Origin of the sequence: Streptomyces sp. NBC_00012 (genome assembly GCF_045040875.1) — a bacterium.
Taxonomy (GTDB): Bacteria; Actinomycetota; Actinomycetes; order Streptomycetales; family Streptomycetaceae; genus Streptomyces.
In genome coordinates this window covers 7,705,740-7,721,535 of the sequence record NZ_CP108309.1, presented here as the reverse complement: position 1 = coordinate 7,721,535, position 15,796 = coordinate 7,705,740, and the positions used below count along the sequence as shown (strand labels likewise).

General features: G+C 72.2%; 9 protein-coding genes. 4 read left to right on the top strand and 5 right to left on the bottom strand.

The annotated features are described in order from the left end of the window. The first annotated feature begins 1 nt into the window (after position 1). Positions 2-4,066 (top strand): hypothetical protein, encoded by a 4,065-nt coding sequence (locus tag OHA19_RS35055; RefSeq protein ID WP_405709864.1) that lies wholly within the window; start codon positions 2-4, stop codon positions 4,064-4,066. 64 nt (positions 4,067-4,130) lie between these two features. Here OHA19_RS35055 and OHA19_RS35050 read toward each other — a convergent pair whose 3' ends face one another. From OHA19_RS35050 to OHA19_RS35030, 5 genes are read right to left on the bottom strand one after another with little or no spacing between them, the layout of a single operon-like run. Then, positions 4,131-6,335: an MGH1-like glycoside hydrolase domain-containing protein gene (locus OHA19_RS35050; RefSeq protein WP_405709867.1), complete on the bottom strand. Its 2,205-nt coding sequence runs from the start codon at positions 6,333-6,335 to the stop codon at positions 4,131-4,133. Further along, positions 6,332-8,365, bottom strand: coding sequence for a beta-galactosidase (locus OHA19_RS35045; protein WP_405709870.1), 2,034 nt, complete (start codon positions 8,363-8,365; stop codon positions 6,332-6,334). The genes OHA19_RS35050 and OHA19_RS35045 overlap by 4 nt, the downstream gene beginning before the upstream one ends. Beyond that, on the bottom strand, positions 8,362-9,219 hold the full coding sequence (locus OHA19_RS35040) for a carbohydrate ABC transporter permease (protein WP_405709874.1): 858 nt from the start codon (positions 9,217-9,219) through the stop codon (positions 8,362-8,364). Before OHA19_RS35040 ends, OHA19_RS35045 begins: the two co-directional genes overlap by 4 nt. Beyond that, positions 9,216-10,142, bottom strand: coding sequence for a carbohydrate ABC transporter permease (locus OHA19_RS35035; protein ID WP_405709877.1), 927 nt, complete (start codon positions 10,140-10,142; stop codon positions 9,216-9,218). The genes OHA19_RS35040 and OHA19_RS35035 overlap by 4 nt, the downstream gene beginning before the upstream one ends. A gap of 4 nt (positions 10,143-10,146) precedes the next feature. Continuing rightward, positions 10,147-11,484, bottom strand: coding sequence for an ABC transporter substrate-binding protein (locus OHA19_RS35030; RefSeq protein WP_405709880.1), 1,338 nt, complete (start codon positions 11,482-11,484; stop codon positions 10,147-10,149). 147 nt (positions 11,485-11,631) lie between these two features. Between OHA19_RS35030 and gcvPA the strand changes: the two genes are divergently transcribed. Genes gcvPA through OHA19_RS35015 form a run of 3 tightly spaced genes read left to right on the top strand, consistent with a single transcriptional unit; the run spans position 11,632 to position 15,760 of the window. Next, positions 11,632-13,023 carry an aminomethyl-transferring glycine dehydrogenase subunit GcvPA gene (gene gcvPA / locus OHA19_RS35025; RefSeq protein WP_405709883.1) on the top strand — a complete coding sequence of 464 codons (1,392 nt, stop codon included), beginning with the start codon at positions 11,632-11,634 and terminating at the stop codon, positions 13,021-13,023. After that, on the top strand, positions 13,020-14,618 hold the full coding sequence (gcvPB, locus tag OHA19_RS35020) for an aminomethyl-transferring glycine dehydrogenase subunit GcvPB (RefSeq protein ID WP_405709886.1): 1,599 nt from the start codon (positions 13,020-13,022) through the stop codon (positions 14,616-14,618). The genes gcvPA and gcvPB overlap by 4 nt, the downstream gene beginning before the upstream one ends. After that, on the top strand, positions 14,615-15,760 hold the full coding sequence (locus tag OHA19_RS35015; RefSeq protein ID WP_405752822.1) for an ATP-NAD kinase family protein: 1,146 nt from the start codon (positions 14,615-14,617) through the stop codon (positions 15,758-15,760). Before gcvPB ends, OHA19_RS35015 begins: the two co-directional genes overlap by 4 nt. The last annotated feature ends 36 nt before the right edge of the window (positions 15,761-15,796 follow it).

Below are 15,796 nucleotides of genomic sequence, written 5' to 3'. Positions count from 1 at the left end.
CATGACACATCCGGTGGATCCGCTCCTCCCGCCGAGCGTCTCGGCGGTCCTCGCCGGGCCCCCGCGCGCCTTCTCGCCCGTCGCGATCTGGTGGTGGAGCGGGGAGCGGCTCGACCGCACGCGGCTGCGGGCGCAGCTGGAGCGCTTCGCGCAGGGCGGGGTGCACAATCTGGTGCTCCTCAACCTGGCGCCCTCGGGCCCGCTGTTCGGCTCCGACGCCGACGACCCGCCGTTTCTGTCCGACGCGTGGTGGGCGCTGCTCGACGGCGTGTGCGAGGACGCCCGTGAGCTCGGGGTCGGTCTCTGGTTCTACGACCAGCTGGGCTTCTCCGGCGCCGATCTGCAGGCACGCCTCGTCGACGAGCGGCCCGCGTACGCCGGCCGCCGGCTCGGCCGCGTACGGGCCGTGGTCGAGTCCTCGGCGGAGCGGACCGGCGAGCTGTGGTGCCCGCCGGGGGGCCGGGCGCTCGCGGGCCGCGCCGAGCCGCTCGACGACGACGGGCGGAGCACCGGCCCGCCGGTCGCGGTACCGGTGACCGACGGGGTCGTACGGGCGCCCGGCACCGGCCGCTGGCGGTTGACGCTCCATCACCACGGGCCGCTCGGCTTCGACTACCTGGGGGCCGGAGCGTGCGCTGCGCTGCTGGACCGGGTGCACGGGGAGTTCGAGCGCCGGCTCGGTGACCTGCTCGGGTCCGTCGTCGTCGGCTCGTTCCAGGACGAACTGCCGTCCCTGCCCACCTGGTCCACCGGCTTCGCCGACGCCTTTCTGCGCCTTCGCGGGTACGACATCACCGAGCGGCTGGACGCCCTGTACGCGGACTGCGCGGACGGGGACGTCCGCCGGATCCGCCGCGACTACCACCTGACCCGTGCCGAACTGGCCGAGGAGGCGTTCTTCCGGCCGCTGGCCGCCTGGCACGAGCGGCACGGGCTGCTCATCGGCTGTGACCAGCAGGACCCGGCCCGCGCCGGACACCCGGTCGCGGGCGTGGAGTTGTACGCCGACTACGCGCGAACACATCGCTGGTTCTCGGCTCCCGGCTCCGACCATCACGGGGACGCCCGCGTCCACTCCTCGCTCGCGCACCTCTACGGCCGTCCCCGCACCTGGGTCGAGGCATTCCACTCCACGGGCTGGGGCGGCACCCTGGAGGAGACCTTCGACTGGCTGCTCCCCTGGCTCCGTGCCGGTGCCACGCTCTACAACCCGCATGCCGTCTACTACACGACCAAGGGCGGCTGGTGGGAGTGGGCGCCGCCCGGCACCGACTGGCGTCAGCCCTACTGGCGCCACCACCGCGTCTTCGCCGACGCCGTGGCCCGGCTGTGCGCGATCCTGAGCCTCGGTCACCATCTGTGCGACATCGCGGTCCTGCTGCCCACCACCACCGCCCAGGCGGGCACCGCCCTGGACGGTGTCGACGAGGCGGCGGCCCGCGCCCAGTCGGACTATCTCCAACTCGTCGGGGACATGGCCTGGTTCCACACCCGCCCGGGCCTCCTGGACCGGCTTGGTCTCGATGCCGACGTCATCGACGACGCCTCGGTGGCCCGCGCCCGGATCTCGCGGCTCGACGACGGCGTACGGCTGCGGGTCGCGGAGGAGGCGTACTCGACGATCGTGCTTCCCTCGTGCACCGTCCTCGAACGGGAAACGGCCGAGCGGCTCGTCGAATTCGCCTCCGCCGGTGGGCGGTTGATCGCCTGGGGCGAGCTCCCCGAGCAGGTCGTGGGATCCAAAGCGGCCTCGGCTGCGGAGAGGCTGCGGGCGTGTTTCGCGGACGGGCGGGCCGTGCACGTTCCCCTGACGGACGACCCGGCCGGTTCTCTCGGCGCTGCTCTGGGCGGGGTGCGGCCGGCCGTCCGCGCGCCGGTGCCCGCGCTCGCGCGGCGGGTGGACGGTGCCACGGTGGTGTTTCTGACCGCGGCCGCCCCAAGGGCGACCCGTACGGATGTCGCCGCCCCCGACGAGCGCGGCGCCGCCCTGGGCTGGCTGGACGTCCGTTACGACTTCGACCCCGGCCGCTGTGCCCGGCGGGCCCTGGTGCGGGTGCGGGACGTGGCGGGCCCGGCCGTTCTGGTGGATCCGTTCGGCGGCGCTCCGCGGAGGCTGCCGGTGCTGCCCGTCGCGAAGGACCCCGGGGCCGTCGAGGTCGACGTCCCCTTCGACACGGGCCCAGCGGCTGTCCTGGTCTTCCCGGACCGGGGCCCGGGGCCGGCCGGAGCCGTGACTTCCGGTGTCGGGCGCTCGCCCGGCACCACCGTCCGGATCCCCCCGGACGCGGAGTGGGACATGGAGCTCGTCCCCACGCTCGACAACACCTGGGGCGACTTCGCCCGCCCCGCGACCGGTCCTCCCACCGGAACGACCGTCACCGAGTGCCGGACCTTCCGGCACCGGGTGGAGGCGGCCGGCGAGGACGGTGTCCGGGACGGCTGGGCCGCGGCGCCCTCCGGCTGCGGCCGGCCGTCACCGGCCACGGTCCACGCGACGTTCGGGCCGCGCGCGCTCGTGCTCCGCGAGGGGCCCGGCCGGGGCGTCCCGTCGGTGCTCGAGTGGTCCGAGACCCTGGGCGTGCACAAGGACCCGGTGCACCGGGCGGTCCTGGGGCCGAAGGGGCATGTGCCGGAGGAGTTCGCGCACATCGGCCGTGCGGTGGCCGGAGAGGTGGTGCGGCTGAGTACGGCGATGCACCTGGGCGAGGACTTCGACGGGCACCTCGCGGTCGGGGCCGCGGCGGCGAAACGGGTCCGGGTCGACGGCGTTCCGGTGCCGCTCGACGACGGGGGGCACCTCGCGACGGGCCCGGTGCGGACGACGGCCGGACTCCACCTCGTCGAAGTGGAACTGACACCCGATCGGGACTGCGACCTGCGGGCTCACCTGGCGCTCGTGCGTGACCCCGGGCGCTACCGGCGTCCGGAGTGGATCCACGCGCCCGGGACCATGGGCACGACGCTGCGCCTGGCCGCGCTCCCCGCCCGCGCCATCGTCCAGGTCGCGGCCCAGGTGCCCTGCGCGCTGCGGGTGAACGGCCGGCTCATGGGCAGACAGGGCGGCTTCGACCCGTACGCCGAACATGCTGTGCCGCGTGTCCGGCGGCACGACGTGGCGGCCGCGCTGCGCGTCGGCGACAACCACATCACGGTCGAGACGTCCGGGGACGGCGAGCGCGCGGTCCTGGTGGACGCGCTCTTCGACGACGCGGACGGCGAGCCAGTCGCGACGCTGCACAGCGACGCCCGCTGGTGGGCCGAGGGGCCGGGGGGCCGCGATCCGGTCCGGGTGCGTCGCGAGCCGGTGGGCGACCCCGCCGCGCTGTGTCTGCGCCGCCGCCCGCATCCGCTGCCGGGTGCCGCTTGGCTGGATCCGGAGGCCGACGACGGCACGGTGGTGCCGGTCCGGTTCGCGGTTCCGGGGCGCCGGAGCCGCGTGGAGTGGCTGTGGTGCGAACTGCCGCCCGGGACCGCCGGGTTGACGGCGCAGGTGTACGGCGAGGTCATCGTGCATGTGGACGGCACCGAGTACCCCGCCACCATGAGCGTCACCGACGGCCGGGGGGTGCGCACCGTGACGGTCGGGCTGCCGCCCGCCGACCGTGGCGGGCCACGGTCGGCGGCGCTGCGGGTCCGGACCCGCCCCGGGTACGAGGGTGGCGCCGCGCTGGCCGGTCCGGTGCGCTGCACGGTCGGCCGGGGGCGGATCCGGCTCGGCGACTGGGAGAGCCAGGGCCTCGCCGAGTACAGCGGCGGGGTGCGGTACGGCCGCGTGGTGACCGTACCGCCCGATGCCGTCGCGGGACGGGTGACGCTCGACCTCGGCCGGGTCCGGGGGACGGCGGAGGTGCGGATCGGCGGCGTCGCCGCGGGGGTGCGGGTGTGTTCCCCGTACGTGTTCGACCTGACGGGTCTGGTCGTGCCGGGGGCCAACACCGTGGAGATCACCGTGTTCGGGACGCTGGCGCCCCACCTGGACGCGACGAGCCCGACCCATTTCGTCTTTCCCGGGCAACGCGTCAGCGGTCTGCTGGGTCCGGTACGGCTGCGCACCGGGCAGGGGTGAGAGAACGGTACGGCGTGCCGGGGCCTGTTGTGACCGCCGCACTTTCCGAGGACCGTGGCAGTACCTACTTGTCTCCCGTCAGCATGGGCAGCAGCAGCGCAGCGGACCAGCTGAAGTTGGGTGAGTTGAGCGGCGCCCCGGTGGTGGGGTCGTAGTTCTCCATGATCGGTCCGTTGCCCGTGAGACCCGAGGCGTGGGTGAGGAGTTGGTCCGTCAGGGCGTCCGCGTCCTTGCCGTAGCCGTAGCGGCGCAGGCCGCCGAGGGCGAAGTAGGCCTGGTCGAACCAGACGGGGCCGCGCCAGTACGCGGTCGGCGAGAAGTAGGGCGAGCTCTTCGCCACGGTCGGAAAGGGAACGGCCGTGGCGAACTCCGCCGGGTCCGTCAGCCTGTCGCGCACGGCGCGGGCCTGTGCGGCGGACGCCGTGCCGGTCCATAGCGGGACGGCGCCCTCGATACCGCGGCCGCGGGCCGTGAGCGGCGCGCCGGTGCCGAGCGCGGTGTCGTGGAACCAGCCGTCCGCGGTGTCGTACATCGTCGTGCGGACGGCGGCCGAGGTGGCGGTGGAACGCCGCTTCCAGCGCCCGGCGTCGGCGCCGTGGCCGATCGCTTGCGCGATGCGTGCCAAGTAGCTCTGGTCGGCGGCGAGATAGGAGTTCAGGTCGACGGATTCCTGGTCGATGGAGTAGCCGAGGAGCAATCCGTCGGCGGCCTCGTTGGCGACGACGCCGGTGCCGAGGGTGGCGTCGAAGCGGGGCGCGTTGTCCATGCCGCTCTCCCAGGCCGCGGCGAGGCGTCGTTCCTCGGGAGAGTCGTTGGCCGGGTCGACGGTGGCTCCGTACTCGGCGAGCCCGTCGCGGTCGTGGTCCCGGTTGCGGTACCACCAGTCCTGGTACGCGACGAGCTTCGGGTACATCTCACGCAGGAACGCCCGGTCCCCGGACTTCGTGTAAACCTCCCACACGGCCCAGGCGGCCAGCGGCGGCTTGGAGTTGCGCTCGTTCCAGTTGCCGCCTCCGCGTTCGGGGTCGTTGTAGAAGATGACGTCGGGGATCATCCCGGCGTCCTGGGGGCGGGTCGTGGAGTCCGGGCGGATCTGCCAGTCGAACATGGAGCGGATCTGCGACTCGGCCAGGTCGGGCGCGAAGCGCGCGGTGCCCACGGCCTGCTTCCAGGTGTCCCAGGCCCAGATGCCTCCGGTGAACCACTTGTAGGAGATCGACGGTGTGATGCCGTCGTGCTTGATCTGTCCCGCCGCGCTGCGCCAGTTGGTGACGAGGGTCTGAAGGGACTTCACGGCCGTGCGCCGCCGGTCGGCCGGTACGCCCCGGGTCACCCCGTCGACATAGCCGCGCCAGCGCGCGTCCGACGCGGACACGACGGCGGAGGGGCGGGCCAGTACGTCGCGGGCCTTCGCCCTCTCCTTCGTGCGCTCGGCGGCGGTGAAGGTGTAGGACTCGGTCCAGTCGAAGCTGTGCGAGCGGCCGGGGGCGAGGGTCACCGGCCGTGCGGCCTCGGTGCGGTACGTGTCGCCGTCCACGGTCGTGCGGACACGGTCCTTATGGGTGACCTCGAAGCGTTCCGTGCCGTCGGTGAGGTAGTCCCAGGTCTCGCGGACCTTCGCGAAGTCGACCCCGACGCCGGAGCCGGTCGCGGTCAGCGTCGGCGCGTCACGCATCGGCTTGTCGGCGGGCCGCAGCAGGCTGCCCGTCCAGTCGGCGCCCAGCGTGCGGGGGGCCGGGCCGGTGTTGCGGACCTCGGCCCTGACCAGGGCGGTGCGGTCGGTGGCGAAGCGGAGTTCGAGGGTGAGGCGCAGGCCGCGGCCGAGGTCGTACAACTGGAGGAGGCGGCCCGGCAGCGAGGTGGAGCGGGGTGCGCCGCCGGCGGCGAGGTCCAGAGGACGGCCGTGTTCGGTGAGGCGGATGCGGCTGAAGGACTTGCTGAGCCACCAGGGGTATTCCTGGGCGATGTAGAGGGGGCCGGAGAAGCCGCCGTAGGCGTCCTTGTCACCGGCCTCCGGCAGTGCGTAGGCGTGCCAGGCGCCCCGGTCGGCGAAGACGGTGACGGGGTTGTTGTCCTCGTCGTCGCCGGGCTGGGCGGCGGTGGGGGTGCCGTGCAGATCGAGGACGTCGGCGTAGGCGGGCGGGGGTTTCGGATGCCCGTGGGCGCCGGCCGTCTGCGGTACGGCGAGTGCGCCGCCGGCGAGCAGGAGTGCGGTCAGGGCGCCGAGGTGGCGGCGTGCGGTGATGTGTCGGTCTCTGCGGCGGGTCATTTCGCGGTCCCTTCGGGGGAGTCGGTGGCGATGCGCAGGACGGCGGCGCCGAGCGGGGCGAGGTCGATGTGGTCGCGGACGGCGGCCCCGGTGAGCAGATCGGTGCCGCCCGCCTCGTAGGGGCCGGTCAGTGGCGTGCGTGTGTCGTGGTCGCCGTGGTTGAGGACGAAGAGATACGTGCCCCGCGTGCCGGAGCGCACGGTCGCCTCGACGCCCTCGGGGACGTCGAGCACGGGGCGTACTCCCGCTTCCCGCAGCACCTTGTCGAGCACGGCCGCGATGCCGTCGCCGAGGTGGGCACTGGTGTACCAGGCGGTGCCGGTGCCGTGGCGATGGCGGGTGACGGCGGGGCGTCCGGCCAGCTCGCCGGACGCGTAGGAGTCGACGGTCTCCGTGTCCGGCCCTTCGGGCTCGATCCACTCGCTCCACAGGGTGGCGCGGGCGCCGGAGACGAGGGGGACCGCCGTGCCGTCGGAGATCGGCCAGAACTCGTCGACGGACACGCCGAGCACGTCCCTCAGCGGTCCCGGTGCGCCGCCGTCGTGGATGTGGTCGTGGCCGTCCACGACACCGCTGAAGGGGCCGCAGACGAGGTGTCCGCCGCCGTGCACGTAGGCGGCGATGCGGGCGGCGTTCTCGGGCCGCAGCAGATGGAGGTTGGGGGCGAGGACGGCCCGGTAGCCGTCGAGGGCGGCGTGCGGGGGCACGAAGTCGGCGGCGACGGCGCGGGTGTGGAGCGCCGCGTACCAGGGGCGCAGCAGCTCGCGCCAGCGCATCCGGGCGGATGGATGATCCTCGGCCTCCAGCGCCCACCAGGAGTCCCAGTCCAGGACGATCGCCACGTCCGCCGGGGTGGTGGTGCCGGTGATCTCGCCGAGCCGGGCGAGTTCGGCGCCGAAGCGGACGGTCTCGCGCCAGCCTCGGGAGGCGGTGCCGCGGTGCGGAAGCAGTGCGCTGTGGTATTTTTCCGCGCCGGCACGGGAGGCACGCCACTGGAAGTACATGATGCCATCGGCGCCGCGGGCCAGCGCCTGGAGCGACCAGAGGCGTTGCAGTCCGGGCTTCTTGGGGACGTTGACCGGCCGCCAGCTGACGGCGGACGGTGCCTGTTCGAGGAGCAGCCAGGGCCGGCCGCCCTTGAGGGAGCGCATCAGGTCGTAGTTGAGCGAGGCGTTGACGTGGGCGTGCGGGTCGGCGGGGTCCGGGTAGGCGTCGTCGGAGACGAGGTCCTCGTGCTCCGCCCACTTCCAGTAGTCGAGTGCCTTGAACATCGACATGAAGTTGGTGGTGGCCGGGGTGTCCGGGCTGATGTCCCGCAGTGCCTCGCGCTCGGCGCGGTGGCATTCGAGCAGGGCGTCGGAGCAGAAGCGGCGCCAGTCCAGGAGCTGTGTCGGGTTGACCGGTCCGGGTGCGGTGCGCGGTGGTTCGATCTCGTCGTACGTACTGTAGCGCTGCGACCAGAACGCGGTGCCCCAGGCGTGGTTGAGGGCGTCTACGGTGCCGTAGCGGTCGGTGAGCCAGGTGCGGAAGTGGTCGGCGGAGCGGGTGCAGAAGCACTCGGTGATGTGGTCGCCGTACTCGTTGTGGATGTGCCACAGGGCGAGCGCCGGGTGGTGTGCGTAGCGTGCGGCGACGGTGCGGGTGAGGCGGAGCGCGGCGGCGCGGTAGTCGGGCGAGGAGGGGCAGTAGTGCTGGCGGGAGCCGAATTCGAGGCGTACGCCGTCGGCCGTGACCGGCAGGATCTCCGGGTGGGCGCGGACCAGCCAGGCCGGCGGTGACGCGGTGGCGGTGGCCAGGTCGACGGCGATGCCGTGGGCGTGCAGCAGGTCGAGGAGCCGGTCGAACCAGCCGAAGTCCCAGGAGTCCGGGCCGGGTTGGAACCTGGCCCAGGAGAAGACGCCGACGGTCATCATCGTGACACCGGCCTCGCGCATCAGCGCGGCGTCCTCGGCCCAGACGTCCTCGGGCCACTGCTCGGGGTTGTAGTCACCGCCGTAGAGGATGCCCGGGACGCGGGTCAGGCGGCTCATCCCTTCACCGCCCCGCCGAGCAGCCCGGCCACGAACTGCCGCTGGAACAGCAGGAAGAGGAGCATCAGCGGGAGCGTGGCGAGGAGTGAGCCGAGCATCAGTCCGGAGTAGTCGATGTGGGAGAGCCCGGTGAGGGTGTTGAGCGCTACGGGCACGGTGTACTTGTCCTCCGAGTTGAGCATGAGCAGGGGCCAGATGAAGCTGTTCCACTGCGCCATGAACGTGAAGATGACCAGGGCGCCGAGTTGTGGGCGCACGCACGGCAGCACGACCTGGTAGAAGGTGCGCAGCTCGCCCGAGCCGTCGATCCGGGCCGATTCGAGGAGCTCGTCGGGGAAGTCGACGAAGCCCTGCCGCATCAGGAGGATGCCGAAGGAGTTGGCCAGGAACGGCAGGATCACCGCCTGGTAGGAGTCGATCCAGCCGACGCTCGCCATCATCTGGAACAGCGGCACGAGCAGTACCTGGAACGGGATCATCATGGTGGCCAGCACGGCGCCGAGCAGCAGACCCCGGCCGCGGAAGCGGTACTTGGCCAGTCCGTAGCCGCACATGGCGGAGATCAGCGAGCTGAGCGCGGTGTGGACGACGGCGATGCCGACGCTGTTGAGCAGGACCCGGCCGAAGCCGATGGTGTCCTGGAGCCGCACGAGGTTGTCGAGCAGCCGGCCGCCGGGCAGGAACGGCGGCGGCGAGCGGAACAGGTCGGACGTGGAGTGCGTCGCGGCGATCGCCATCCAGAGGAAGGGCACCAGGCTGACGACGGCGCCGGCCGCGAGCAGCAGCCGTACGGCGTAGCGGCCCAGGCGCCGGACCGGGTGGACGCGTACGGGGGCCTGCTGGAGGGCGGTCACCGGCGGCGCTCCCTTCCGAAGGCGATGTACTGGAGGGCGGAGATCGCGGCGATGAGGGCCACGACCGCCCAGGCGATGGCGGCGGCGTAGCCGAAGTCGAGCTGCTGGAAGCCGACCTTGTAGAGGTAGACGACCGGGGTGAGGGTCGCGTCGTCGGGGCCGCCGCGGGTGAGGACGTAGTTCTCGTCGAAGAGCTGGAGTGTTCCGATGGTGGAGGTGATCACGCAGAACAGGACGACGGGGCGCAGTTGCGGAAGGATCACCCGGGCGTACGTGGAGAAGGTGGAGGCGCCGTCGATGGCGGCGGCCTCGTACTGTTCCTTGCCGATGGACTGGAGTCCGGCGAGCAGGATGACGGCGTTGTAGCCGGTCCAGCGCCAGGTCAGGGACGCGATCAGGGAGACGCGGGCCCAGGTGGGGCTGTTGAGCCAGTCGACCTGGCCGATGCCTACGGCGCCGAGAATCTGGTTGACGAGGCCGCCGTCGGTCTTGAGGAGCACCTGGAAGACGACGGCGTACGCGACGAGTGTGGTGACGGCGGGCAGGAAGTAGACCGCCCGCCAGGTGCCGCGGAAGCGCAGCCAGGACTGGTTGAGCAGGACGGCGAGGACGAGTGCCAGGCCGATCATCACGGGGACCTGCACGACGAGGATGACCCCGGTGTTGAACAGGGACTCCAGGAAGGCGGGGTCTTCGATCATGCGCCGGTACTGGTCGAGTCCGACCCAGTGGGAGGCGCCGGCGTCCTCGGTGGTGAAGCTCTGCAGGAAGCTCGCGCCCAGTGGATAGGCGAAGAAGATCGCGAAGAGGACGGCCGCCGGTCCGGCGAAGATCCAGGCGGTGGGGCGCCTGCGCCTGCGCCGTGCCGTGGCCGGGGCGCGGGCTGGGGCGACCGGCCGGTCGTAGGTGGTGTGGACGGCCATCGGGCTACTTCACCCTTTCGCGGCCTGTGGCCGTGGCGAGTTGCCGCGCGGCCGAGTCGAGGACGGCACGCGGGTCCTTGCCCCGCAGCATCACGCCGTTGACGGCCGAGACCATGATGTCGGTGGCCTTCGCGTCGTCCTTGGTGTTCTCGACCGGCGGGATGTTGCGGGCGAGCCGGGCGAACACGTCGAGGACAGCCTGCCCTCCGAAGTACTCCTGCTTCGTGCTCAGGTACGGGTCGTCGAACGCGGGCAAGTAGGCGGGGAAGAGGCCCTCACGCTTGAGCATGGAGACCTGGTTGGCCTTGCCGGTGAGCAGGAACTCGATGAACGCCCAGGCGAGGCGGGGGTTCTTGCTCTGCGCGGGGACGCAGAGCGTGGAGCCGCCGACGTTGGAGGTGCGGATGCCGTCGGCGGTGAAGCCGGGCAGCGGCACCACCCCGAACCTGCCCTTCAGCTCCGGCATCTCGTCGGTGAGCGTGCCCGTCCACCAGGCGGCGGTGGGTGTGGTGGTGGCCTTGCCCTCCTTGGTGCCGGTGACGAGTCCGTCCCAGCCCTTCTCGTAGTCGACCAGACCCTTGTCGTGCAGGGTCTTCATCAGTGTGAGGGCCTGCACGGCCTCCGGGGTGTCGACCGCGACCCGGCCGCCCTCGAAGTAGTACTGCCCCTGCTGTTGGAGCAGCATCGGCAGGATCCCGGCGTCCGTGGTGTCCATGATGAGCAGCTTGCGGCCGGTGGCCTTCTTGATGCGGACGCCCGCCGCCACGTAGTCGTCCCACGTCAGCAGCGAGTCGGGGTCGACCCTCGCGGCACGGAAGTGGTCCTTGCGGTAGTAGAGCGCGCAGGGGCCGATGTCCCAGGGCAGGGCGAGCACCGCGCTGTCCTTGCCGGTGACGGTGCGCCAGGCGGCGCGGTCGAAGTCGCCGCCGTAGCGGCCGCCGAGGCTCGTCAGGTCGTAGAAGCCGCTGGGGAAGTTGCCGGCGAAGCGCGGCATGTGACTGCCCTCGACCGTGAGGACGTCGGCCAGACCCGATCCGCCGCGCAGGCCCACGGTGATCTTGTCGTAGGCATTGTCGTAGCCGATGTCGACGATGTCGACGGTGGTGCCGGGGTGGCGTTCCTCGAAGGTGCGGGCGAGGCGTTTCATCGCCTTGGCGGCCACGTCCCACGACCAGACGGTGATCCTGCCGCTGACCTTGCCCCCTTCGTCGTTCGTCCTGCCGTCGATGTCCTGGGCCTCTCCGCCGCCCGCACCGCCCATGGCACATCCGCTGACCAGGGACGATGCCGCGGTCGCGAAACCTGTGGCCAGAACAACCCGTCGGGTGGGTCTCGTTGACACTCTTGCCTCCTGGAGCCTGAATGCCTAATGCTGTATTCAGAACACTGAATGACGGAGCTTGCCGTCAAGAGGTGTACACCCAAAGACTTTTGCTGCTGTGGTCCATGACCGACCGACCCCCGAGTCGGCTCACGCGAAAGGCGCGGCATGACGTCACCCCAGGACTCCGTCCCCACCTACGCCCATCCCTACATCCCGAACGCGGTTCCGGCCGTGCGGCAGGCGATGCTGGAGGAGATCGGCGCCACGAGCGTCGAGGACTTCTACGCCGACATCCCGGACGGCATCCGGCTGCACCGCCCTCTCGACCTGCCCGCCCCGCTGCGTTCGGAGGCCGAACTCACCCGCCATATGGAGGAGTTGCTCGGCCACAACACCTCGACGCGGCAGGCGCTCAGCTTCCTCGGCTCCGGCTGCTACCAGCACCACGTGCCGGCGGTCGTGGACGAGGTGGTCAACCGCAGCGAGTTCCTCACGGCGTACGCGGGCGAGCCCTACGAGGACCACGGCCGCTTCCAGGCGCTGTGGGAGTACCAGTCGATGATGGCCGAGCTGCTCGACGTCGAGATCGTCAACGTCCCGGTGTACGACGGCTTCCAGGCCTCGGGGACGGCGCTGCGCATGGCCGGCCGGATCACCGGCCGCCGCCGGTTGCTCGTCGCCACCGCGATCGACGCCGACAAACTCTCCCGCATCCGCGACTACGTCCGCCCCGACCACGACGTGACGGTGGTCCCGGTCGACCCGGCGACCGGCTGCGCCGACCTCGACGCGGTGCGCGAGGCGCTCGCCGCGGGCGACACCGCGGCGGTGTACGCGGACACGCCGTCCGCGCTCGGAATCGTCGACGAGGCGCTCCCCCGCCTCGCCGAACTCGCCCACGAGGCCGGGGCGTTGTACGTCGTCGGCTGCAATCCGCTTACGCTCGGCGTGCTCGCGCCGCCCTCCGCGTACGGCGCCGACATCGCGTGCGGCGACATCCAGCCACTGGGCCTGCACCAGAGCTTCGGCGGCGCGAACGCCGGCTTCATCGCCACCCGCGACGAGGAGACGCTGGTCGCCGAGTACCCGTCACGGCTGTTCGGCCTGGTGCCGACGAGCGTCGAGGGCGAGTACGGCTTCGGTGACGTCGCCTACGAACGGACCTCGTTCGCGCTGCGCGAGGAGGGCAAGGAGTGGGTCGGCACGGCCGCGGCGCTGCACGGCATCGGTGCCGGGGTCTATCTCGCGCTGATGGGACCGCAGGGCATGCGGGAGATCGGCGAGACGATCCTCGCGCTCACCGCGTATGCCCGCAGGTGCCTGGCCGAGGTGCCCGGCGTCGAGGTCCCGTACGGCGACGCCCTGCACTTCGCCGACTTCACCGTCCGCTACACGGGCGGGCGGACCGCCGCCGAGATCCGCGCCGAACTCAAGGAGCGGGGCATCTTCGGCTCCATCCCGACCGACACGCGCGAGGCCGCGTTCTGCGTCACCGAAGTCCACACCAGGTCCGACATCGACCGGCTCGCCGCGACCCTGAAGGAGATCGTCAAGTGACCGCCTCGCACGCGCCCGTGTCCGTCTCCCCCGAGGAGGCTCGCATCGCCGGAAAGCCTCGCCTGCGCCGGTTCCACCAGGCGTCCTGGGACGAGGAGCTGATCTTCGAACTGGGTTCACCGGGTGAGCGGGGCGTCCTCGTCCCGGCTGCGGACCCGTCCCTGGCCGTGCCCGCGATTCCCGCCGCGCTGCGCCGCACCGAGCCGCCCGCCCTGCCGGAGATGTCCCAACAGCAGGTCCTGCGCCACTACTTGCGCCTTTCGCAGGAGAACCTCGGCGCCGATCTCAACATCGACGTCGGCCAGGGCACCTGCACCATGAAGTACAGCCCCAAGGTCAACGACCAGTTCGTCCGCGACCCCCGGATCGCGGCGCTGCACCCCCTCCAGGACGAGGACACTGTCCAGGGCGTCCTCGGGATCGTCCACAGCCTGGAGCAGCTCCTGAAGGAGATCTCCGGCATGGACCGGGTCTCGCTCCAGCCGGGCGCGGGCTCCGCCGCCATCTACACCAACGTCGCCATGATCCGCGCCTACTTCGCCGCGCGCGGCGAGCTGGAACAGCGCGACGAGGTCATCACCACGATCTTCTCCCACCCGTCCAACGCGGCCTGCGCGAAGACCGCCGGTTTCAAGGTCATCACCCTCCATCCGGACGCCGACGGCTACCCCGACATCGAGGCGCTCAGGGCGGCGGTCGGCCCGCGCACGGCTGCGCTCCTCATCACCAACCCCGAGGACACCGGGATCTACAACCCGCGCATCGAGGAGTTCGTACGGATCGTGCACGAGGCGGGCGGACTGTGCTCGTACGACCAGGCCAACGCGAACGGCATCCTCGGCATCACCCGTGCCCGGGACGCGGGCTTCGACCTGTGCCACTTCAACCTGCACAAGACGTTCTCGACCCCGCACGCGTGCGGCGGCCCGGCGGCGGGCGCCTGCGCGGTCACCGAGGAGCTCGCCCCGTATCTCCCGCGTCCGACCGTCGAGTTCGACCCGGAGACGGAAACGTACCGGCTGGACGACGACCGGCCCGATTCGGTCGGCAAGATGCGGCCGTTCTACGGCGTCGTGCCGAACCTGGTCCGCGCGTACGCCTGGATCATGTCGCTCGGCGCGGAGGGTCTGCGGGCCGCCGCCGAGACGGCCGTACTCAACAACAACTACCTGCTCCACAAGGTCCGGCAGATCCCGGGCGTCTCCGTCCCGTACGCGGCCGGGCGCCCGCGCGTCGAGCAGGTCCGTTACAGCTGGGAGAAGCTCCACGAGGACACCGGACTGCACTCCGAGGACATCGGCCTGCGGGCCGCGGACTTCGGCACGCACTACTGGACCAGCCACCACCCGTACGTGGTGCCGGAACCCATGACGCTGGAGCCGACCGAGTCCTACACACGCGCCGACCTCGACGAGTACGCGGCGATCCTCGCGGAGATCGCCCGCGAGGCGTACGAGGACCCGGAGACCGTGCGCACGGCGCCGCACCGTTCGACGATCCACCGGGTGCGGCCGGAGGCCCTGGACGACCCCGCGGTCTGGGCGGTCTCCTGGCGCGCCTACCGCCGCAAGGTGCTGGGTGAGGCCGGCCAGTGACGCGGATCGGCCTGGTGGTCAACCCGGTCGCCGGACTCGGCGGCCGGGTGGGCCTGGGCGGCACCGACGGCCCGGACCGGGCCCGCGTGGCGCTGTCGCTGGGCGCACGCCCGCGGGCGGGGGCGCGTGCCGCCGCTGCCCTGGGTGAACTGGCGGCGCGTGCGGGCGGGCCGGCACGGGACGGGCTGCTCGTCGTCACCGCCGCCGGTCCCCTGGGCGCCGGTTCCGTCGCCGCCGCGGGGCTCGCGGCACGGATCGTGTACACCGCCGGGGCCGGCCGCGACACCTCGGCCGCGGACACGGCCGCCGCGGTGCGGGCGGTCGTCGCCGAGGGCGTCGACCTGCTGCTCTTCGCCGGTGGCGACGGCACCGCGCGGGACGTGCTGGGCGCCGTCGGCGGCGTGCCCTGCCCGGTCCTCGGCGTGCCGACCGGCGTCAAGATGCACTCGGCCGTCTTCGCCGTCAGCCCGCGTGCCGCGGGCGAGGTCGCGGCGGCGTGGCTGGCCCGCGCGGGCGGCGTCCGGCTGCGGGACGCCGAGGTAATGGACCGCGACGAGGACGCCCTGCGCGAAGGGCGCGTCACCTCCCGGCTCTTCGGATGGCTGTCCGTCCCCGACGTACCCGTCCGCGTCCAGCAGCGCAAGACCGGCTCCACCGCCACCTCGCCCGGGGCGGTCGGCGGGATCGCGGCCGAGGTCGCCGAACGGATCGGGACAGGGCTGCTCGTGCTCGGCCCCGGCAGCACCACCCGGGCGGTGGCGGCAGCGCTCGGCGCGGACGTCTCGCTCACCGGGGTCGACGCGCTCGCCCTCCGGCCGGGCCATCCGCCCCGCATCGTGGCCCGCGACGCCTGCGAGGACACCCTCCTGGCACTCGGCCCGGCCTGGATCGCCCTCTCCCCCATCGGCGGCCAGGGGTTCCTCCTCGGCCGCGGCAACCAGCAGATCTCGCCTCGTGTGCTGCGCGCGGCGGGCGGCCGCGAGCACCTGCTGGTGCTGTGCACGGAAGCCAAACTGGCCGCGCTCGGCGGCCGACCGCTGCTCCTCGACACCGGCGACGACGCGCTCGACGCGGAGCTGTCCGGACACCTGCCCGTCATCACCGGCAGGCGGCGCACCTCGCTGTACCGCCTGGCGATGTGACCACCTAACCCCGACATCCCGACCCAGGACAGAAGG

What these genes read in the sequence shown, in the direction of transcription:
- OHA19_RS35055 (WP_405709864.1), top strand. Translation starts at nt 2, where the DNA reads ATGACACATCCGGTGGATCCGCTCCTCCCGCCGAGCGTCTCGGCGGTC.
- OHA19_RS35050 (WP_405709867.1), bottom strand. Translation starts at nt 6,335, where the DNA reads ATGACCCGCCGCAGAGACCGACACATCACCGCACGCCGCCACCTCGGC.
- OHA19_RS35045 (WP_405709870.1), bottom strand. Translation starts at nt 8,365, where the DNA reads ATGAGCCGCCTGACCCGCGTCCCGGGCATCCTCTACGGCGGTGACTAC.
- OHA19_RS35035 (WP_405709877.1), bottom strand. Translation starts at nt 10,142, where the DNA reads ATGGCCGTCCACACCACCTACGACCGGCCGGTCGCCCCAGCCCGCGCC.
- gcvPA (WP_405709883.1), top strand. Translation starts at nt 11,632, where the DNA reads ATGACGTCACCCCAGGACTCCGTCCCCACCTACGCCCATCCCTACATC.